The sequence below is a fragment of the Kocuria dechangensis genome, assembly GCF_014636775.1.
Classification (GTDB): Bacteria; Actinomycetota; Actinomycetes; order Actinomycetales; family Micrococcaceae; genus Kocuria; species Kocuria dechangensis.
Map to the genome: position 1 here is coordinate 37,545 of NZ_BMEQ01000014.1, position 20,782 is coordinate 58,326.

Annotated in this window: 14 protein-coding genes and 1 pseudogene; 9 read left to right on the plus strand and 6 right to left on the minus strand. The window is 67.7% G+C overall.

What is annotated here, in order from left to right:
* Positions 1-29: 29 nt before the first annotated feature.
* The 4 genes from IEW07_RS12875 (at position 30) to IEW07_RS12890 (ending at position 6,120) form a co-directional block, all read left to right on the plus strand.
* The gene (locus IEW07_RS12875) at positions 30-2,027 is read left to right on the plus strand and encodes a primary-amine oxidase (RefSeq protein ID WP_188537848.1); all 1,998 of its coding nucleotides are present in this window, start codon (positions 30-32) and stop codon (positions 2,025-2,027) included.
* A 24-nt stretch (positions 2,028-2,051) separates the two neighbouring features.
* The gene (locus tag IEW07_RS12880) at positions 2,052-2,573 is read left to right on the plus strand and encodes a hypothetical protein (protein WP_188537850.1); all 522 of its coding nucleotides are present in this window, start codon (positions 2,052-2,054) and stop codon (positions 2,571-2,573) included.
* A gap of 84 nt (positions 2,574-2,657) precedes the next feature.
* Positions 2,658-4,145 (plus strand): APC family permease, encoded by a 1,488-nt coding sequence (locus tag IEW07_RS12885; protein WP_188537852.1) that lies wholly within the window; start codon positions 2,658-2,660, stop codon positions 4,143-4,145.
* 628 nt (positions 4,146-4,773) lie between these two features.
* Positions 4,774-6,120, plus strand: coding sequence for an aspartate aminotransferase family protein (locus tag IEW07_RS12890; protein WP_188537854.1), 1,347 nt, complete (start codon positions 4,774-4,776; stop codon positions 6,118-6,120).
* A gap of 843 nt (positions 6,121-6,963) precedes the next feature.
* Here the strand turns inward: IEW07_RS12890 and IEW07_RS12895 are convergent.
* From IEW07_RS12895 to IEW07_RS12910, 4 genes are all read right to left on the minus strand, one after another.
* Positions 6,964-8,421 (minus strand): aldehyde dehydrogenase family protein, encoded by a 1,458-nt coding sequence (locus IEW07_RS12895; RefSeq protein WP_188537855.1) that lies wholly within the window; start codon positions 8,419-8,421, stop codon positions 6,964-6,966.
* Positions 8,422-8,725: 304 nt separating this feature from the next.
* Positions 8,726-9,499 (minus strand): MBL fold metallo-hydrolase, encoded by a 774-nt coding sequence (locus IEW07_RS12900; RefSeq protein ID WP_188537857.1) that lies wholly within the window; start codon positions 9,497-9,499, stop codon positions 8,726-8,728.
* Between the two features lie 665 nt (positions 9,500-10,164).
* Positions 10,165-10,596, minus strand: a complete 432-nt coding sequence (locus IEW07_RS12905) for a nitrogen regulation protein NR(II) (RefSeq protein WP_188537859.1) — start codon at positions 10,594-10,596, stop codon at positions 10,165-10,167.
* Positions 10,597-10,673: 77 nt separating this feature from the next.
* Complete coding sequence (locus IEW07_RS12910) at positions 10,674-10,940, minus strand: metal-sensitive transcriptional regulator (RefSeq protein WP_188537861.1); 267 nt, start codon at positions 10,938-10,940, stop codon at positions 10,674-10,676.
* 134 nt (positions 10,941-11,074) lie between these two features.
* Here IEW07_RS12910 and IEW07_RS12915 point away from each other — a divergent pair, with 134 nt between their 5' ends.
* Positions 11,075-11,869 (plus strand): MBL fold metallo-hydrolase, encoded by a 795-nt coding sequence (locus IEW07_RS12915; RefSeq protein ID WP_188537864.1) that lies wholly within the window; start codon positions 11,075-11,077, stop codon positions 11,867-11,869.
* 626 nt (positions 11,870-12,495) lie between these two features.
* Here IEW07_RS12915 and IEW07_RS12920 read toward each other — a convergent pair.
* Complete coding sequence (locus IEW07_RS12920; protein WP_188537866.1) at positions 12,496-14,034, minus strand: IclR family transcriptional regulator; 1,539 nt, start codon at positions 14,032-14,034, stop codon at positions 12,496-12,498.
* A gap of 219 nt (positions 14,035-14,253) precedes the next feature.
* Between IEW07_RS12920 and IEW07_RS12925 the strand changes: the two genes are divergently transcribed.
* The 4 genes from IEW07_RS12925 (at position 14,254) to IEW07_RS12940 (ending at position 19,715) form a co-directional block, all read left to right on the plus strand.
* On the plus strand, positions 14,254-15,585 hold the full coding sequence (locus tag IEW07_RS12925) for an MFS transporter (protein ID WP_188537868.1): 1,332 nt from the start codon (positions 14,254-14,256) through the stop codon (positions 15,583-15,585).
* Positions 15,586-15,616: 31 nt separating this feature from the next.
* Positions 15,617-16,603, plus strand: a complete 987-nt coding sequence (locus tag IEW07_RS12930) for a hydroxyacid dehydrogenase (protein WP_188537870.1) — start codon at positions 15,617-15,619, stop codon at positions 16,601-16,603.
* A 75-nt stretch (positions 16,604-16,678) separates the two neighbouring features.
* On the plus strand, positions 16,679-17,317 hold the full coding sequence (locus IEW07_RS12935) for an RraA family protein (protein ID WP_188537872.1): 639 nt from the start codon (positions 16,679-16,681) through the stop codon (positions 17,315-17,317).
* A 523-nt stretch (positions 17,318-17,840) separates the two neighbouring features.
* Entirely contained in the window at positions 17,841-19,715 is a 1,875-nt protein-coding gene (locus tag IEW07_RS12940; RefSeq protein ID WP_188537874.1) for a tannase/feruloyl esterase family alpha/beta hydrolase, read from the plus strand.
* 145 nt (positions 19,716-19,860) lie between these two features.
* Here the strand turns inward: IEW07_RS12940 and IEW07_RS12945 are convergent.
* Positions 19,861-20,454, minus strand: a pseudogene (locus IEW07_RS12945) (recombinase family protein).
* Between the last annotated feature and the right edge of the window lie 328 nt (positions 20,455-20,782).

Genomic DNA, 20,782 nt, shown 5'->3' on the forward strand with positions numbered 1-20,782 from the left:
TCCGCTGAACACCTGAAGGAAACCCCGTCATGAATCTTCCTGCTGTCGACACCAATGCGCACCACCCCGGCCACCTGGCTTCCCGTCCGGCCTCTCCGCTGTCCAGCCTGACGGCCGACGAGTTCGTACACATCCGCGACATCCTCTCGGCCCAGCCGACCTTCACCGCCACCACCCGGTTCGCCTACGTGGGCCTGGAGGAGCCGCACAAGCGCGAGGTGCTGGCCTACCAGGACGGCACCGCTGCCCGTCCGGAGCGCCGGGCGCGGGTCATGCTGCTGGACATGGCCACCGGCGCCTCCACCGACAACATCGTCTCCCTCGACGAGGCACGCGTGGTCAGCACCGTGGCGGTCGATCCGGCCGAGGGACAGGTCCCGGTGCTGCTGGAGGAGTTCGACGACATCACCGGGATCTGTGCTGCCGACCCCCGGTGGGTGCAGGCGCTGACCGACCGGGGCACCACCCCGGAGAAGGTGATGTGCGTGCCCCTGTCGGCCGGTTCCTACGGCTTCGAGGAAGAAGTCGGCCGCCGGATCGTGCGCGTGCTCGGCTTCTACCAGGACTACCCCGAGGACCACCCCTGGGCCCACCCGGTGGAGGGGCTCTCCGCCTACGTGGACCTGACCGACCGCAAGATCACGCGCCTGATCGACACCGGCATCTCCCCCATCCCGGCCGAGTCGGGGAACTTCGACGACCCCGCCGTGCAGGGCGAGCCGCTGAGCACGCTCAAGCCCATCGAAATCACCCAGCCCGAAGGCCCCAGCTTCACCGTCGAGGGCGAGACGGTGAGCTGGGCGAACTGGAAGTTCGACCTCGGCTTCGACGCCCGTGAAGGACTGATCCTGCGCAACCTCACCTTCAGCGACAACGGTGAAGAGCGCCCGGTCATCTACCGCGCCGCTCTGGCCGAGATGGTCGTTCCCTACGGGGATCCGTCCCCCACCCGGTTCTGGCAGAACTACTTCGACCTGGGCGAATACCTCTTCGGGCGCTTCACCAACTCTCTGGAACTGGGCTGCGACTGCCTGGGAGAGATCAAGTACTTCGACGTCACCCTGGCCGACGAGGCCGGCACCCCGTTCACCATCAAGAACGGGATCTGCATGCACGAGGAGGACTTCGGCACCCTCTGGAAGCACACCGACATGTTCACCGGCTCCAACGAGGTCCGCCGTTCCCGGCGCCTGGTGATCAGCACCTTCACCACCGTGGCCAACTACGACTACGGCTTCTACTGGTACCTCTACCTGGACGGGACCATCGAGCTGGAGGCCAAGCTCACCGGCATGCTCTTCACCTCCGGCTACACCGAGGACAACGCCCCCTACACCTCCCTGGTCGCCCCCGGGCTGGGCGGCCCGTACCACCAGCACCTGTTCAGCGCCCGCCTGGACATGATGGTTGACGGCCTGGCCAACGCCGTGGACGAGGTCGAGGCGGTGCGCCTGCCCTTCAGCGAGTTCAATGACCGGGGGGAAGCCTTCACCAAGTCCGTCACCCGCCTGGCCACCGAGCAGAGCGCCGCCCGGGAAGCCAACGGTTCCGTGGGCCGGTCCTGGCACATCGTCAACACCGAGAAGACCAACCGGCTGGGCCAGCCCACCGGTTACATGCTCTACCCCGGGGACAACCCCACCCTGATGGCCGATCCGGGCTCGTCCCTGGCCGCCCGGGCGGCGTTCGCCACCAAGCACCTGTGGGTCACCCAGTACGACCCGGCCGAGCGCTACGCGGCCGGGGACTTCGTCCACCAGAGCACCGGCGGCGGGGGCCTGCCGGCCTTCACCGCCCAGGACCGCTCCGTGGACGGTGAGGACATCGTGGTGTGGCACACCTTCGGGCCCACCCACTTCCCACGCCCGGAGGACTGGCCGGTCATGCCCACCGACTACGCCAAGTTCACGCTCAAGCCCTATGGGTTCTTCACCAGGAACCCTGCGCTGAACGTGCCGCCGAACAAGGCCGCCGCCGGACACTGCACCAACCCTGAGCCCGGCAAGGCCCACGGCTGCCACGACTGATCACACACGACTGAACAGTTCACCGTGGAAGCCCTTCACCTGGGCTGTGTCGGCCTGGCCGCGGCCGGTGCGTGCTGCACCGCCGCGGCCAGACCCCGCGCACTGCCCCTAGACCTCATCGGCGCCGTGCTCATGGTCCTGGCCATGATCGACACCGCCGTCCATCTCAGCCCCGTCCCCACCGCCGGGTGGGCGCTGCTCCTGGGGGGCACCGCACTGCTCACGGCCTTCCGGCGCAGCCCCTCCCGCATCGGCAACACGAACCCACTCCACGGCGCCATGACCGTCCACCGCAACATCGGTGCGATCCTCATGGCGGCCTTGCTGGTGTGCATGGATGCCCACCACAGCACCACCGGATCCGGTGGCCACGCCGGTCACTCGGCCAACCTCCTGGCCCTGAGCCTCGGCCTGGGGTCAGTGGGGTACACCATCGCCAGCATCTGGCTCGCCGCCCGCCGGAGCCGCATTTCTCGCCCTCACCGCCTCGAGGCAGCCCTCATGGGCGCCTCCGTGGCCCTGATGGCCCTCGCCAGCCTCGCCTGAGTCGGCAGAGCTTTCACCACTGATCCGTTGCCAGCTGCTTCCTGCACGAGCCGGCCCATCACATCACCAAGGAACGGATTTCTCATGTCTGAACCCACCACGGGCACCGCGCCCGCGCTGAAGCGCAACGCGGTCGGGGTGCCTGGCATCGTCTTCTTCGTCGTCGCCGCGGCAGCACCACTGGCCGCAGCCCTGGGCGCCTCCCCGATGGGCTTCATGGCCCTGGGAGTAGGAGCGCCCGGAGCCTACGTCATTGCCGGGGCCGTGCTGATCCTGTTTGCCGTCGGCTACGGGGCCATGAGCCGCCACGTCACCAGCTCGGCAGGCTTCGCCGCATACCTGGAGGAAGGCTTCGGCCGCATCACCGGGTTCGCCGGCGCGGCGGTCGCCTTGCTGTCCTACCACTGCATGCTCCTGGGCCTCTACGGCCTGTTCGGCTTTTTCTGCAGCGCCGTGATCGGCGAGCTGACCGGGGTGCAGATCGACTGGAAACTGTGGACTGCGCTGGCCTGGGCCGGTGTGGCCTTACTGGGGTACCTCGAGATCAATCTCAGCGCCAAGGTGCTCGGAGTGTTGATGGTCGGGGAGGTCCTCATCCTCCTCATCTTCGACATCGCGGTGCTCTCCCAGGGCGGATCCACCGGGGTGAACCTGGATTCCTTCCAGCCGACCAACGTGTTCTCCAACGGCCTGGGGGTGGCCATGCTCTTCGCCGCAGCCTCGTTCGTCGGTTTTGAAGCCACCGCCATCTACGGCGAGGAAGCCAAGGACCCCGCACGCACCATCCCGCGCGCCACCTACGTGGCCGTGGTCCTGATCGCGGTCTTCTACGCCCTGTCCACCTGGGCCATCGCCCTGGCCCACGGCAGCGACACGATCCAGCAGGCCGCCACGGACGATCCTGCCGGGTTCGTCTTCGCCGTCAACACCCAGTACGTCGGACAGTGGTCGACCGTGGTCATGAACGTGCTGCTGGTGACGAGTACCTTCGCGGTCCTCGTGGCCTTCCACAACACGCTCTCGCGATACATGTTCTCCCTGGGCCGTTCGGGCATCCTGCCCCGTGCCCTGGGAGTCACCCATCGACGGTGGCAGTCCCCCCACAAGGCCAGCATCGCGGTCACCGCTGTCACCCTGGCCGTCGTGGGGACGTTCATGATCACTGGAGCCGATCCTTTCGCGCAGCTCTACGCGTGGCTCGTCGGAGTCGGCACCGTGGGCGTGCTGGTCATGCAAGCCGCCACCTCCCTCGCCGTCGTGGCCTTCTTCCTCCGAAAAAAGCCCAGCGAGTTCCGCCTGTGGACCTGTGCGATCGCTCCCATACTGGGGGCCTTGGGTCTGCTCACCGCCGCCTACCTGGCCGTGGCCAACTGGGACCTGCTGGCCGGCGCCACCTCCGGGCTCCCGACGCTGCTGCCCTGGCTCGTGGTCGTGGCCGCCGTCCTCGGCGTGGCCTGGGCCGTGGCTACACGAGGCACCGCCACCTCACTTGCCGCGTCCTTCGGCGACAGCAACGGCGAAGAGGCCCAAGCCCTCATCTCAGGGGCAGTCGCCCCTCATGCCCGCCGTTGACGAGCAAGGCAACATCGGCACCACTGGGCCATTACCGCACTCGTGCCCTGGCGGGTGCCTTGCCCATCGGCGCAGATCCCAGGGATCGGCTCTCGACCGAGAGAACCGGAGCACCGTCAAGGACCCGAGCCGCGGCAATGGCGGCACAGAGCACCGCATGAGGAGACCAAGTACCGCTTTCATGCCGCGGTAGCACTCAGAAGCACCCGTGCGCCCACGGCAGCACTGCATAGATTCGATCCATCGTCGAGGTCCTCGTGGAACAGCCAGTTCGAGCGGTGCTGGCCCCGAGGGCCTCGACGTCTTTCTCAGGTCGACCATCTCCGGTGCTGCACAGCAGATTCCAGGCCTCCCGGCGCACGCTCCCTGAGCCCAGAGGCCTGCGGAAACGACTTTCCTGGGATGGACAGCACAATGCTGGAATCCCTCGGGCGACCCGGTGGAGACGACGGAGCTCGACCGAACAGTGATGGCCTGAACTGATGATTTGATTTTTAAATTGGACCATTGTGAATTGTGGCTTGTGCGCGCCCACACCGGGCGCCACGATGAAAGGATTGGATCACTATAGGGAATTTTCCGCCCGGAAGGGTAGTGCATATTTCCCGTGGAAAGAAATGGAGTACTAATGGCCAAGCTGACCCTGGAGGCAAGCCTTGACAGGTTCATTGAGAAGTTTTCGACGTCGGGTGGACTGACGCAGAAGGGCAAGCAGCTCATTCCTGGCGGATACAGCAGGAATTCTTTCAACTTCGGCCCCCACGCCGTCTTCGTGGACAAGGGCGATGGCGCTCACATCGAAACCGTCGACGGCCACGCCCTGCTTGATCTCAACAACAACTTCACGGTCAACATCCTGGGACACAACCATCCGGCGATCATGTCGGCTCTCAGCGAGGCGATCCCGTCGGGCATCTCGTTCGGCAACCCCAGCACCCCGGAAGCGGAGCTCGCGCAGCTCCTGGTGGACCGCATACCCTCGGTGGAGAAGGTCCAGTTCTCCTGCTCGGCCTCGGAATCGTGCATGAGCGCGGTGCGCATCGCCCGGGCGTACACGGGCAAGACGAAGATCGCGAAGGTCGAGGGGGGATATCACGGGTTCACCGATCCCCTCAGCATCTCCGCCCACCCGGTCCCCGGTCCGGACACTGGCACGGCCTCCGACCCGCAGCCGATGGCTGACAGTGGCGGGATTCCCGTCGAGAACGTGGACAACGTTGTGTTGTTGACGCAGAACGACCGTGCCGGCGCCGAGCGGATCCTCCGGGCGAACGCCGGCTCGCTGGCCTGCGTCATCGTCGAGCTCGAGAGCGGTGCCGGAGGGTTCGTCACCCTGGATCAGGAGTTCGTCGAGGACCTGCGGGCGCTGACGAAGGAACTGGGGATCGTCCTGATCTTCGACGAGACCATCACGCTGCGTGCCAGCTACCACGGACTACAGGGGGTGTACGGGGTGACCCCCGACCTCACCGTGATGGGCAAGATGATCGGCGGCGGCATGCCCCTGGGGGCAGTCGGTGGTGCCGCCGAGGTCATGAGCGTGCTGGAGAACGGGAAGGTCGTCATCTCCGGCACCCACCACGGCCACAAGCTGGCCGTGATTGCGGGCATCGCCTGCATGTCCACCATGGATGAAGCGGCATTCACCAAGCTCAACGGTCAGGCTGGCCGCATCCTGACCGAGATCAACCAGTGGAGCGCCGGGAGGAACCACCCGTTCCGGATCCTGGGCAAGGGAAACTCCCACCTGGGATACGTCTACCTCAAGTCCCCCGAGGCGACGGTGCGCACGCACCGCGACTACTGGACCAATGTGGACACCGAGAAGCTGCAGACCTGCTCCCTGGAGCTGGCCAACCGTGGGTTCTTCCCCGTCCACCGCGGTGAGTTCTCGTTGTCGTTGCCGATGACGGACGAGGACATCACGTCCTTCATCGAGACGCTCAAGCAGATCGTCGAGGACATCGGGGCCTGACGGTGGGGGGGCGCCGTCTGCAGACGACGCCCCCCCCCACTTCGACCCTCTTGCTGTTCCTTCGGCGGGCGCGGGGTGCAAGGGCAATCCTGCACGTTCCAGCCGCCCGTCCTGGCCTGATCCTCAGGCCCCGGGGAAGGGAACCGGGGCAGGCCACAGAGTCAACCGCTCTCAGTCGTTCCCTGGACGTCATCAAGGGGGCTGTATTGACGGGGACAATCACATTGTCAACGGGAAGCAGCTCTTAGGGATGCGTTCCCATGTGTAGCTGTGGGGATGGTTCTCCCAGCGTTCCGCATCCGCATTCCACCGGAAGACGCGTCCGGTCACGTCCGACCATGGAGTGCGGCGATCGGGCTCAAGGGCGCCGTACTCCAGGCGGGTCACACAACGTTTCTTGGCCATGCTGTGAGCCGGGGCGCGATCGTAAATCTGATGCCAGCCCTGTTTCTCGGCCTCGGACAGGTCCTCCCACATCGAGCATTGAGAGCCAGACAGCAAAGCCTGACGGTAATCTGCTACCGCGCTTTCTTTCTCGAGGAGGACGGCCCGCTCAGCGGGAACCTGGGGCAGGGGCGCACTCGGCAGGTTTTCCTGGGGAGAGGGGCCCGTTTCCGGTGAAAATGTGATGCCTGATACGGGTTGCATATCCTAGCGCTTCCAGTGCTCTCATAGCGGTGGGCAGGCGACCATTCTGGGCAGGACTGCATAAGTATTCCCATTGACCTTGAATGCCTTTCGGGAGGCCCCAATATTCGCGGGACCTCCCGAAAGGCGTGTCAGTGCGAGCACCGATTGCACCGGTGAGAGTGACAGTGGTGCACGCGGTGATGGAGCTGTTGATCAGAACGGGTAGACGGGGATTTCGGGGCTGATGGTGATCCACTGGGTTTCGGTGAACGCTTCGATGTTGGCCGTCGCTCCGCCGAAACGGGACCCGGTGCCCGAGGCCCCGGTGCCCCCGAAGGGGGCGTTGGCGGCGTCGGCGACGGTCATCTCGTTGATGTGGATCTTGCCGGTGTGGATCCGGTCGGCGATCTTCATCGCCTGCCCCACGTCGCCGATGATCGACAGCGACAGCCCGTACTCGGAGGCATTCGCCAGTTCGACGGCTTCCTCCACGTCCGAGATCTTGCTCACGGGGGCGACCGGTCCGAAGATCTCGTCCTTCCACGCCCGCATGTCCGGGGTCAGGTCGGCCAGCACCGTAGGGCGGTAGAACAGCTGGTCATGGGTGCCGCCGGCGGCCACGGTGGCCCCGGCGGCCACCGTGGCCTGCACGATCGCGTCCACCGACTTCAGCTGACGCTCGTCGATGATCGGGCCCAGGTGCACCGGTCCTGCCGCCGGATCCCCGACGGTGAGAGCATCCGCTCGGGCGGCCAGCTTCTCGACGTACTCGCCATAGACGTCCTGGTGGACGACGTGGCGTCCGGCGGTCATGCAGATCTGGCCCTGGTGGAAGAACGAGCCCATGGCCCCCGCACCGGCGGCCAGGTCCAGGTCGGCCCCGGGCAGGACGATGACGGCGTTGTTGCCGCCCAGCTCCAGGTGCGTGCGCTTGAGGTGTTTGGCCCCGGCCTCGCCGACGTGGCGGCCGGCCGCCGTGGACCCGGTGAAGGAGACGATGCGCACCTGGGGGGCGTCCACGGTCGCAGCCCCCACATCCCCGCCGCCGGGCAGGTACTGCAACACCCCGGCGGGCAGGCCGGCCTCCTCGAAGATCCGCGCCAGGGCCACGCCTCCGGCCACAGAGGTGCGGGGGTCAGGCTTCAGCAGCACCGCGTTGCCCAGAGCCAGGGCCGGAGCCACCGAGCGGATGGCCAGCAGCATGGGGAAGTTGAACGGGGCGATCACCGACACCACCCCGGCCGGGATGCGGCGGGCGATCGACCAGTGCGCGTTGTCCGAGGGCAGGTACTCCCCGTGCGGGTGCGTGGGCAGGGCGGAGGCCTCGAAGCACTCATTGGCGGAGTAGAAGACCTCCATCCCGGCCTTGTCCGGGATCGACCCGGTTTCCCGCACCACCCATCCGATGAGCTCCTCGGCATGGGCGTGGAAGAGGTCGCCGGCCTTGCGCAGCACCGCCGCCCGCTCGGTGGGCTTGCAAGCAGCCCAGTGCCGCTGAGCCGCAGCGGCCCGCTCGGCGGCCTCGTACACGTCCTTGGGGGTGGCGAAGCCGATCTCTCCGAGGGTGTCTCCGGTGGAGGGGTTGGTCACCGGATGGGTTCCTCCCCGGCCGGCCCGCCAGCCGTCCGTGAGGATCTTGCCGCTCCAGGTGGAATCGTCGAGCAAAGACATGAGTGTTCTCCTTGTTGATGGACTGGTGAACGGCCAAGCATTCAAAGTGTGGGCATGGACGACAGGGGCAAGAGAGCTGGTGCTTCGAGCCTTTCTGGCGGTCAGGGATTCATCGAGCGGTGGGTGTGGCGAGCAAGTGGCCGATGGCGGAGTTCCGGTCGACCGGTTGACCACTGCTCCCATGGAAGGACGTGAACGGCGGCGACCGCAGCAGACGAGATCCGTAGGCCCCAGGGTGAAGAAATCATGGAGGTGGGATGTCCGGCATCGCCCATGGTGCTGATGGGCTACTTGCTCCGAGGGGTCAGCCGACGGCGAGGGTTGCGCCGGGTCCGGCGACCAGGAGGCGGTCGGTGAGTCCTGCGCCGGTGAAGGCCTCCTGCAGGTCGGCGAAGGACTCGGTGAAGTGGGCCCAGCCCTCGGCGTGCACCGGCACGATCCGCGCCGCGGGCAGCAGGCGGGCCACCTCGACGGCACCGGCGGCGGTGAGAGTCAGCTCGGCGTCGTCGAAGATCCCCAACCGGGCGGCGCCGGTGAAGAGGATCGCCACGTCGATGTCCGGGAAGCGGTCGGCGATCTGCTCGACGAGTTCCACGGCCGCGTTGTCGCCGCTGACGTAGACGGTCGGCAGGCCCGACCCGTGCAGGACGAACCCGGTGACGGTCCCGGCGATCGGCTCGCACCCTTCGGGGCCGTGGCGGGCCGGCACGGCGGTGACGTGGATGACCCGGCCACCGGGGGCGGTGACCTGGGCGGTCTCCCAGGGAGCCAGGCCCTTCACACCGGGAATGCGCCCGGCGGCCTCGGGGGTGCTGAACACGGTCCCGGCCTCCGGCAGCAGCGCCCGCCCGGCCTCGTCGAGGTTGTCGGGGTGCTGGTCGTGGGAGAGCAGCACCACGTCCGGGCTCGGCAGCTGTGCCTGGCTCACGGCGGGTCCGGTGGTCTTGGTCAAAGGCGGCCCACCCCAGTCCCCGAAGTGGCAGGGGTCATCGAAGGTCGGGTCGGTCATGAAGGTGACACCGCCGAGGGTGAACACCGCCGTTGGGCCGCCCACCAGGGTGAAATCCAGCTCCGCCATCTGTGAAGGTCCTTTCTGTGTGTCCTCTCCGTGGAGGAGAACGTTGAAATGAGCATGCGGCGTGACGCACCTCACCGACAATGAGCACTTCCTGATGAGCCGATAGGCAAAGGCAATTACGAAATCCACGGGAAGGTGGTGGCTGGAGAGTTGGCCACCACGAAATCTGGGGCGACCCCCAACCGCCTGCAGGGTCCAGGCGCTGACGTACCCGCTCATGGGTCAGCTGACCGCGCCCCACCTCGCCACCGCCTCGGACCTGGACCGGGCAGGGATCGCGGCCCTTCCCGCCACCCTTCAACAGATGCTGCGGGGTATCGAGCACCCCGTGACCGCGAGGGACCTGAAGCAGGCAGCCATCCCGACGAGGACGGAGGGCCGACCAAGTGGGCACTGACGATCGGTCGCCTCAGTCTCACTCGACGGTGTCGCTGGCGAACCGGCCCAGGCCGCCCCCCTCACCACGGCAATATCCGGGCGCGGCCCGTGGCACCGCCCCGGCCGGTAGCCGTGGCCTACAAGGCCGGTGATACCGGGGTCGGGCGGGCCCGGATCCTGGGAGCGTCGCACCCCCCTCGGGGCGAGGAAGCCTTGAGGGCTGTCGTGCTCTCAGGGGCGACCACCTGAGGGCCTGAATGGACTGCGCCAGAACAGGCTTTTGAGGCTCAGCTTCCCTTCACTTCCGCGGTCGCGTCCACGATGCCGTGAATGATGTACCGGATCTCTCCGTCGGAACCGAAGACAGGTTCATTGACCGGCCTCCACCACCGCTCCTGGAACACCCCGTTCTCATCTGCCACGTCGTAGCGGGTAGGCGGAAGCGAGTGCCCTACCCGTTCGTCGAGCACACGCTGGAAGCCGGCCAGCATGGTCGCGTTGCCCTTCGCGTCGGGGTCGTCGGGATTGTCCGGAAACGCCTCGAACTGGTTCTTTCCGATGACTTCCTCGCGGCTTCGGTTCACCGTCTTGAGGAGCATGTCGGTCGCCGCCACATAATTCCAGTGGAGATCGAACACGGCATATGCTCCGGGCAGCGCCGCGAAGATCCGCTCGAAGTCGGGTCCTTCAGTCATGGATACCTCCTGGTAGTACTTCATGGGATGTGTTGCCGGACATACGAGCCGACCCCCAGAGGGCAAGGCGCGTCGCACCTCCTCCAAGGCGGGGAGATGGCTCACGCCAGGGAGAGGAACAGCTTCTCCAGGGCCTTCAGGTCTTCCTCGGTGACGGGGTGCTCGCGGTCCTGCACGACTTGCTGGAGGGTGCGGGAGATGATCGCGAACCCAGCCCGGTCCAGGGCTCGGGAGACGGTGGCGAGGTTGTGCACGGCCACCTGGCACTCCTGACCGTCCTCGATGGAGCGGATCACCACGTCCAGCTGCCCGCGGGCGCGCTTGAGGCGGTTGAGCACCGGAGTCATCTCGGCGGGGTCCATCTGCATCGGGGGTCCTCCTGGGGTGTCGGTGGGCGCAGGCCTCCGAACATTATATACCCCCGGGGTATATTGCATACCCCCTAGGTATATGCCATGCTCGAAGGGTCCCCATGTCACCCTTTCGGGAAGGACCTCTTCGCATGCCTCAGCTCGACGTCACCATGGTGGGCGGACCCACCACCGTCTTCACCCTGGCCGGTCTGACATTCATGACCGACCCCACCTTCGACACCCCGCGCACCTACCCGGCCCCGGAGGGCGCACCGGTGCTGACCAAGACCACCACCCCGGGCCTGGGCCCGGAGCAGCTGCCGCACCCGGATGTGGTGCTGCTCTCCCACGACGAGCACGCCGACAACTTCGACGAGACCGGGCGCGAGCTGGCCTCCCGCGTGGAGACGGTGCTGTGCACCCCTGAGGCCGACAGCCGCGTCCCCTGGATCACTGGTCTGGGCACCTGGCAGACCGTCGATGTCACCGGCACCGACGGGCAGGTCGTGCACATCACCGGCGTGCCGGCCCTGCACGGGCCCGTTGGGTACGAGCCGATCTCGGGGACCGTCACCGGGTTCGTCCTCCACGGGCAGAACCTGCCGACGGTCTACGTCAGCGGGGACAACGCCTCGGTGGAGCTGGTGGAGCAGATCGCCGCCCGCTTCCCGGACATCGACCTGGCCATCCTCTTCGCCGGCGGCGTCCGGTTCGGCGAGGCGATCTTCGACAATGCCGAGGTCACGCTGACCGGTGAGACCGCTGCGCAGGCGGCCACGATCCTGTCCGGTGCCCAGATCGTGCCCGCCCACGTCGAGGGCTGGGCACACTTCCGCGAGGACATCGAGGACGTGCGGACCGCTTTCGCCACCGCGGGTCTGTCCGACCGGCTGCACGTGGCCGCCCCCGGTGAGACCGTCACCGTGGACGCGCCTGCCCACTGACCTCACCGTGCCCTGCTAGCCGAGCGGTTCCCACCCTCGTCCCCGTGGGCCCGCCTCGACCCGGGTGGTGCGGCTGCATTCCGCGGCCGCACCACCCGACCCTTTCCCCCGTGCCCGGCCTCGTCATCTGCTGAGGATTCGGCGCACTCACCACCACAGCCGCCTGGATCGACGTGGTCGTCGGTGGCCACTTGCTGAACCGCAGCAACTTCGTCGTCTCGGTGATGAGCAGAGTAGAAGCGTTTGCCAGCTGCTCTTAGTTCCTCGTCCATCGGGCCTTCGCTGATCGTTGAGCAGACCCTGGACCAGCCGAGTCCGGTCCAGAGGAAACGCCGGCGCCCACCCGTCCCCGGGCACAGCAGGTGGTCTCGCGCGGGCTCGGGCCTGAGGGCGAGACGTTTCCGAATCGGGTCCTCCACGACGACACAGGGGGACCGACGAGGCCCCGCTGAGCAGCTGCCCGGCGGGGCCTTGTACTGGTCGGCAACGGTCCCGCCTGACCTGCCCAACATCGGCCCAGCTGAAGTGGCCCCATCAGCGGGGATCCTCGGGTGCGCCGACCTTTCTGGCCGGCACTTATGTCGTTGAAGTGTCGGCGCGGTGGTGCTGTTGGGGCTCTGCAGGGGTCAGGCGGCTGGAAGCGGGGTGATGGTGAGCAGCCGGGTGATGCGGTGGGCGGCGTCCTGGATGGTATGGGCGAGGGCGTCGAGGTCGAGGTCGGGGACGCGGAAGCGGGCGACGGTGGCGGTGATGGATCCGGCGATGGTGCCGTCGATGAAGTAGGGGGCGCTGAGGCCGTAGGCGTCGGGGATGCGTTCCCCGTCGGCGGTGGCCCATCCGCGGTCGCGGATGGCTTGCAGGTCCTCGACCAGCGCCTGCCGGTCGACGGGGGTGCGTTCGGTCAGCGGCTCCAGCTCGAGGGCCTCGAGGGTGTCGAGCGGGCAGTGGGCGAGGATGGCCTTGCCGGCGGCCCCGGCGTAGAGCGGGATGGTCACTCCGGAAGCCAGCCCGTAGTGCAGGGGTTGGACGCCGTTGATGACGGTGGTCATCTCGGCGGTGCCGGTTGCGGGGTTCAGTTGGGCCAGCCCGATGGTCTCCCCGGTGGTCTCGGCCAGCTCGCGCAGGATGTGGCCGGTGAGGGCACCGATGTCGCGGGCAGGACCCAGCCGGGCCGCCCAGTGCAGCAGACGGGGTCCGGGGTGCAGGGTGGTGCCGTCGGTGAGAGCCAGCCCGGTGGAGGTGGCCGTGGCGACCAGCCGGTGGGTGGTGGCGATGTTGGCGCCGATCGCTCGCGCCAGGGATTGGCCGGGATGGACGCCAGCGGGCTCGGCCACCAGGACGGCCAGTAGCCGGGTCATCCGCTCCAGGGCGGTGCCCCCGGCCGGGTGGGTGGTCCCCAAGGGGAGGTTCGCCGGCACCGGTGGGGTGGGGCACTGGTCTTCGATCGTGCGGGCGGCCGTCTGGGCCAGCGGGCCGAAGCGGGCCAGGTCCTCGTCATCGGTGAGGTAGCGCGGTTTGGTGATCGAGATGGACCCGGTCAGCCCCACGCAGGAGAAGGCGGCGGCGGCCCCGGCGGCCAGGGGGAACTGCTGACCGACGCTGATGACGTAGCCGGTGCGGCGGTCCTGGTCCAGCAGTCCCGCCAGTTCGGTCCGGTCGGTGACGGTCTCGGGCGTGCGGGCCTCCAGCGCCTCGGGCCCCAGGGCGCCCAGGCCGATCCGGCCCAGGATGGCCCGGCCGGTGGCGCCAGCGTGCAGGGGCAGGACCGTACCCGGTTCCAGGGAGTATTCCACTGGTCCGGGATGGCGCCGTCGGGCGATGACCACGGCCTGGGGGCGGGGGGCGTCGTGGACGGCCACGATCACGGTGGCCTCCGACTGCTCCGCCAGCTCCTCGAGAACGTCCCCGGCACTGGCCAGCAGCGGGTGGCGGGCGTGCAGAGCGGCGGCAAGCACCCGCAGCCGCGGGCCCACCCGGTAGGCCCCGGCGGCGGTGGGTAGGGCGAACTCCTGGTCGACCAGGCCCAGCAGGATGCGGTTGACGGTGCTGCGACTGGCTCCCAGCGCCTCGGCCAGCTCCCGCACCCCGGTCGCCTGCTCGCGGGTCACCAGGGCGTGCAGCACCTCGACGATCCGGTCATTGCTGGATGCCGTGGTCTCGTTCACCCCTGCCCTCCTCCTGTTTCGTCGCACCTTGCGCCCGCCCCAATCCCGTCCGGGGCCGGCGCCGCGCCCACCACGCTACCGCCCGGACCCACCGAGGCGGCTGCGCCTTCGGTCTCGGCAGGTGCGCACCGGAGGCCCTGTGGTGCTTGACACACGTCCGTGGGCCCGCTCACACTGTATCAACATTTCAGGACAGTGTCCCATTTTTTAGGAGTTGGAATGGCTCAGGCATCACAGCTGACCGCCCCCGCGGTGGACCCGCAACGGCAGCGCAAGGCGAAGAAGGCCACCGGGGTCGCAGCCTTCGGCACCTTCATCGAGTACTACGACTTCAGCGTCTTCGGGTACGTGGCCGCCACGATCGCCGTGGTCTTCTTCCCCAGCGACGACCCCGTGGCGGGGCTGCTCAACACGTTCCTGATCTTCGGCACCGCGTTCATCGTCCGTCCGCTGGGGGCGATCTTCTTCGGCTGGATCGGGGACCGGATGGGCCGCCGGACCAGCCTGGTGGGCTCCATCCTGCTGATGAGCGCGGCCGCCGGTTTCATCGCGGCCCTGCCCACCTACGCCCAGATCGGCATCTGGGCCCCGATCCTGCTCGGGGTGCTGCGGATGCTGCAGGGCTTCTCCGCCGGCGGGGAGATCGGCGGGGCGGCCAGCTACATCCGCGAGTGGGCCCCGATCGAACGGCGCAACCTCTACATCTCCTTCATCCCCAGCATCGCGGTCCTGGGCAAGGGGTCCGCGGCCGGCCTGGCCGCCCTGGCCGCCACCCTGGTGCCGGCCGAGGCGATGGAGTCCTGGGGCTGGCGGATCCCGTTCATGATCGCCGTTCCGCTGGGCATCCTGTGCCTGATCATGCGCCTGAAGATCGAGGACAGCCCGGAGTTCACCGCCAGTGCCACCACCGCCAAGGAGACCACCGGGTCCCCCTTCGGCCGGCTCATCGGTGAGCACCGCAAGCCGTTGACCAAGGTCTTCTTCATCTCCCTGGTGCAGAACATGGGCACCTACATCGGCACCGTCTACGTGGCCGTCTACTTCAGCACAGTGCTGGGCTACACCAAGGCCGAGGCCTCCTACATCGTGCTCATCGCCGTGGTGGCCGCAGCCTTCCTGATCCCTCTCGCGGGTCAGTTGGGCAACCGCATCGGCGCCAAGCGCGTGCTGGTGAGCTCCTACCTCTTCTACATCGTGGTCACGATCCCCTCCTTCATGCTCATGAACAACGGCTCGGTGGCCCTGGCCATGGTCGGGCTGCTGATCGGGATGGTGCCCTACGCACTGTGCCAGGCCGGCACCTACGCCTCGATGCCCGAGTTCTTCCCCGTGGAGGTCCGCCACACCGGGGTGGCCTTCGGCCACAGCGTCGGGGCCGTGATCGGCGGGGCCGGAGGCCCCTACTTCGCCACCTGGATGATCGACGCCACCGGCAACACCCTGGTGCCCGCCTACATGCTCGTGGTCTTCGGGGTGATGGGCCTGGCCGTGGTGCTGGGCGCGGTGCGCACCAACACCACCACCTCCTCCACCTCCCACCTCTACCGCTGACCCGCGGCCGAACCCCCTGCTGAGGAACCCCATGACCACCATCTACGTCTCCGATCCCGTCCACCCCGAGGTGCTCGAGGAGCTCTCCACCCTGGGGCGGGTGCACCTGGGCTACGGCGAGACCGCCGTGGACTACACCGAGGTCAGCCACGAGGTCGAGGCGGTCCTGCTGCGGGCCGAGCGCTTCGATGCCGCCAAGATCGCCGCCTCCCCGCGGCTGCGCATCATCGCCCGCCACGGGGTGGGCACCGACAACGTCGACATCGACGCCGCCACCGCCGCCGGGGTGTGGGTGAGCACCACCCCCGGCTCCAACAGCCAGGCCGTGGCCGAGCACGTCTTCGCCCTCCTGCTCTCCCTGGCCCGCCGCACCCCCTACGGGGCCACCGGCACCGCCGCCGGAGCCTGGGCCGAGCTCAAACCCCAGATGAACGGCTTCGAACTCCACGGGCGCACCCTGGGGCTGCTGGGCTTCGGCAGCATCGCCCGCATGGTCGCCACCATCGCCGCCGGCTTCGGCATGCACGTGATCGCCCACGACCCCTACGTGGAGGACGCCGCCATCACCGCCACCGGCGCCCGGCCTGCCACCGCCGAAGAGGTCATCGCCGCCGCTGATGTGCTCAGCCTCCACCTGCCGCTCACCGACCGAACCCGCCACCTCCTCGACGCGGACGCCCTGGCGTCGATGAAACCGGGGGCGGTGCTGATCAACACCTCCCGCGGCGGGCTGGTCGACGAGGCCGCCCTGGCCCAGGCCCTGACCGCCGGGCGCCTGACCGGGGCCGGCCTGGACGTGCTCGAGGGCGAGTCCGTGGACATGAAGAACCCGCTCCCCCACTCGGTGATCGATGTGGCCCAGGTGCCGAACCTCCTCGTCACCCCGCACGTGGCCGGCCAGACCGCCGAGGCGTTCCTGGCCGCCGGCACCGGTGCCCTGGCAGCGATCCGTCAGGCCCTGACCGGGGACCGCCCGGCCACCGCGATCAACGACGCCACCGCCCCGACCTACAGCTGAGCCGACGACGACACCACACCGCCAGACAACAGCTCAGACACCCCTGCGAATCAGACCACAGCGAGAGAGCCGACCATGATCATCACCGCCGCCACCGACAGCCTCCAGCTCTCCCCGGACTGGGACCGCCCCGCCCCGGGCCCCATCCAGGAACTGGCCCAGTACCCGGTCGCCCTCATCGGCGACGCCCAGTCACGGATGGGTCTCATGCACGCCGCGATCCGCCCCGTCACCCCGGGGCTGCGCCTGGCCGGGACCGTGCTGCCCATCCAGACCCGCGAAGGCGACAACCTGGCCATCCACCGGGCGCTGGACGACGCCCGCCCGGGGGACGTGCTGGTGATCAACGCCAACAGCGACACCAACCGCGCCTGCTTCGGCGACATCCTCGGGGAGCTGTGCATCGCCCGCGGCATCGCCGGGGTCGTCATCGACGGCGCCACCCGCGACGTCGCCGAACTGCAGGCGATGGGTCTGCCCACCTTCGCCCGCGGGATCAGCCCGGCCGGGCCCTTCAAGTACGGCCCCGGGACCCTCGGAGCCCCGGTGGCCTGCGGCAACGTGGTCTGCCACCCCGGCGATGCCATTCTCGGCGACAGCGACGGCATCGTCGTCGTGCCGAAGCACCTGATCACCGCCACCCTGGAGAAGACCCGCGCCCAGGACAACGCCGAAGCGGCCATGCGCGCCAAGATCCCCGCCCTGGTCCACTGACTTCACGGGCCGTGCCGTCACTGCCACCGACCGATTTCACCGGTCGGTGGCAGTGCCCACGAGAACCCCCATTTCGACAAAGACGGGGACTGCGCTGGCACCCACTCTCCGCCACCACACAAGGAAGTACTGACGACCATGCCGACCGACTTGCGACCCATCCGTGACGTCTCCGATCTCCGCAGAGGAGACCACCTCGACATCCACCAGTTCGGCTTCCCGACGTACAGCGCCGTCGTCGTAGCGACCATGCCCAAGTTCCAGGTCGTGTGGATCCGCAACTCCAGAACCGGGGAACGGAAAATGCTCAGTGTCCACGACTGCCAGCTCCGCCGCCCCTAGTTGTATGAGAGCGCGTCGTTCAGCGGGCCCTTGGCTGCCGCGTCTGGGCCACTTCCGGGACTCATACTTCAGGGTTGTGTATTCGGACCAATTGAAATTCAGTGCCTCTTACTATTCCGTGCGTTGTCCCGAGCTGGCTACTTTGTGAGCCAGGTCATAGCAATCGATGAGGAGACACAACGTGAACTGGTGGACAAAGTGCGGGGCCGGCCTCGGCGCCACGATGATGCTGTGGGCCGGGGCCGCGCCAGTAGGAGCCGCCGTCCCCGCAGGCTCCCCCCTGGCCACGACGCAGGCCGGCACCAAGACCTCGGCGGACCCGGCGGTAGCGTGTGGTGAGCTGGAGGGCCTGGTGATCAAGGCCAACAAGATTGGCACTGCGGACATGCAGACCGGGGCCGCGACCGTGACCGAGGCGCAGTTCCGCCCGGCGGCCGCGGCGGTGACCACCGCCGACGGCTCCCCGGCCAAGGAGTCCCGCTCGGGCACCTCCGTGATCACGCCGGCGACTCCGGACTTCTGCCAGGTGACCGGTGAGATCGCCGCGGTGACCGCAGGTGCTCAGCCGATCGGCTTCCAGGTCAACCTGCCGGTGGACTGGAACGGGCGCTCCGCCCAGTTCGGCGGTGGCGGGTTCAACGGGGTTCTGCGCGATGCCACCGGATACATCGCCCCCGGCACCAACAGCGGGGACACGGTGACCCCGCTGATGCGCGGCTACCTCACCGTCAGCACCGACTCCGGGCACCTCACCGCCGCCAGCCCGCGGGCGGCCTCGGCCGATCCTGTGGAGCGGGCCGGGGCGCCCTTCGATTTCGCGCTGAACGAGGAGATGTGGCGCAACTTCTCCACTGACGCCTACAAGAAGGTCCACGACGTGGGCCAGGAGATCGCCAAGGCCCACTACGGGAAGAAGCCGGGCGAGACGTTCTGGTTCGGCACTTCCGAGGGCGGGCGTGAGGGGTTGCTGATGGCTCAGCGCTTCCCCAAGGACATCGACAACATCTTCGTCACCACCCCGGTGATCGGCTGGACGGGTCTGTTCAACCAGTTCATCGAGACCGTCCAGGCTCTTGAGGGCAACGAGGGGGCCGGGGCGTTCACCGCGGCCGACATCGATCTGCTGGCCACCGTCGCCGCCGAGGCCTGTGACGGGCAGGACGGGATCGCCGATGGGGTGCTCACCGACTGGGCCGGCTGCCAGGAGGTCGTCATGGCCGCGGTGGAGGCCAAGGTCGTCACCGAGGGTGCGGTGGCCGGGGAGAGCTTCAGTCCCGCTCAGCTGGAGACGATCCGTACCATCTTCGCCCCCACCGACCCGGGCTTCGAGCTGGCCAGCGGCATGGATCGGTACCCGGGCTTCTTCTTCGGCGGGGAGGCCTATTCCCTGCACCAGAAGGTTGGCACCGACCCGTCCCTGCGCTTCGGGGACACCGGATACGCCAACTACAAGCTTTACGGGGTGGGGGCGGCCAAGTACGTCTTCGCTCAGGACCCGGGCCTGGACGTGGTCAATGACTATGATCCGGCTGATTACCGTGAGCGCATTCAGGAGGTCTCCCGGGACATGGACACCGTGGAGGCGGATCTGTCGGCCTTCCAGCGCCACGGCGGGAAGCTGACCATCCTGGAGTGCACCGCCGACTACGCTCAGTCCGCGGGGATGGGCATGAAGTACTACGACTCGGTGGTCGAGGCCATGGGACAGGACCAGGTGGACGAGTTCCTGCGCCTCTACGTCTCCCCGGGCACCGACCACGGCTGCACCTCGGCCATCGATCCGGCCACCCTCGCCGAGGACGGCACCACCACCTACGACGCGCCCACCAGCGCGGGCACCGTCCACGGCGTGCCGCACAACACCGACTGGGTCACCGTGATGGAGGACTGGGCCCTGAACGGGGACGCCCCCGGGGCGTCGGTGGCCGCTACCGCCAACGACCCTGCCGCCCCGTTCGAGGTCCTCGCCGCCAAGCCCATCTGCCGCTACCCCCTGCACGCCCAGTACACCGGAGGAGACGCGGCTCAGGAGGACAGCTACCACTGCGAGGAGTAGCCGCCTATCGCACCTTCGCCCGGTGAGGCTCACCGGAGGAGACCGGCCAGCTGACGTGGGGTCCCACAGAAATCTGTGGGACCCCACGTCTGTCTCACAATTTCGCGGCGCTATACACACCACTGCTTTCAGGGGCGGCGTCCACTCAGATCGACATCGGCATGGGCAACTCACGGATCCGCCGGTAGAGGGTGGCTCTGGACATCCCCAAATCGCGGGCCACCTGGGTGGCCGGCTCCCCGGCCTCGATGAGGCGGAGGGCGTTGCGGATCTGGGAGTCCGTGAAGGTCGGCCTGCGCCCGCCGAGATCCTTGCCGGCGGCACGCCGCTTGGCCACCGAGTCGGTGATCCGCTCCCGCTTGATCTCCAGTTCCATCTGGGCCAAGGCGGCCATGACAGTGAAGACCATCGATCCCATGGGAGTGTGGGTGTCCACGTCTCCCCCACCCAAATTCAGGACTCGCAGCCCAGCGCCCCTTCCCCGCAGCGCCTCAGCGAAGGTGAGCATGTTATGCGTAGAGCGTCCCAGGCGGTCCAGCGTGGTGATCACCAAAGTGTCACCCTCTTCAAGCGCGTCCACCGCTTTGTCGAACTGCGGGCGGGAGGCACGGGCTCCAGACACTCCATGGTCAACATAGAGATCATCGCGTCGCACACCAGCAGTCAGCAGGTCATGCACTTGACGGTCGGCGTCCTGCTACCGTGTCGACACGCGTGCATACCCGATGAGCTTGCCCATGTCTACCCCTTTGTGTCTCACAACCAATGTCTAGTACCTGATTCTAGCCATCTGGATAAAGCACATGGATGCGAGACAAGCCAAACAGCGGAATCATGCGGGCGCAAATTTTTTGGATGAGACGTCTCGCATCCCCTGGCTTACAAGACGCCACTTCATCCGGGGTCCTTTGCGGAACAGCCACCGGCATCGCTCCGTCGCTCAGCTGTCCTGACTGGCAAGTTCCTCGACATGGACCTCCAGAAAGCCTCTCCACCCTTTGATGCCTACCGCCTGGGCTTGGGCGCGGCGGCTCGTGGTCGAATGGTCGGGCGGCCCCGCCCGGGGC

Coding starts and splice junctions, on each gene's coding strand:
- IEW07_RS12875 (WP_188537848.1), top strand. CDS start 30: ATGAATCTTCCTGCTGTCGACACCAATGCGCACCACCCCGGCCACCTG.
- IEW07_RS12885 (WP_188537852.1), top strand. CDS start 2,658: ATGTCTGAACCCACCACGGGCACCGCGCCCGCGCTGAAGCGCAACGCG.
- IEW07_RS12890 (WP_188537854.1), top strand. CDS start 4,774: ATGGCCAAGCTGACCCTGGAGGCAAGCCTTGACAGGTTCATTGAGAAG.
- IEW07_RS12895 (WP_188537855.1), bottom strand. CDS start 8,421: ATGTCTTTGCTCGACGATTCCACCTGGAGCGGCAAGATCCTCACGGAC.
- IEW07_RS12900 (WP_188537857.1), bottom strand. CDS start 9,499: ATGGCGGAGCTGGATTTCACCCTGGTGGGCGGCCCAACGGCGGTGTTC.
- IEW07_RS12905 (WP_188537859.1), bottom strand. CDS start 10,596: ATGAAGTACTACCAGGAGGTATCCATGACTGAAGGACCCGACTTCGAG.
- IEW07_RS12910 (WP_188537861.1), bottom strand. CDS start 10,940: ATGCAGATGGACCCCGCCGAGATGACTCCGGTGCTCAACCGCCTCAAG.
- IEW07_RS12915 (WP_188537864.1), top strand. CDS start 11,075: ATGCCTCAGCTCGACGTCACCATGGTGGGCGGACCCACCACCGTCTTC.
- IEW07_RS12925 (WP_188537868.1), top strand. CDS start 14,254: ATGGCTCAGGCATCACAGCTGACCGCCCCCGCGGTGGACCCGCAACGG.
- IEW07_RS12930 (WP_188537870.1), top strand. CDS start 15,617: ATGACCACCATCTACGTCTCCGATCCCGTCCACCCCGAGGTGCTCGAG.
- IEW07_RS12935 (WP_188537872.1), top strand. CDS start 16,679: ATGATCATCACCGCCGCCACCGACAGCCTCCAGCTCTCCCCGGACTGG.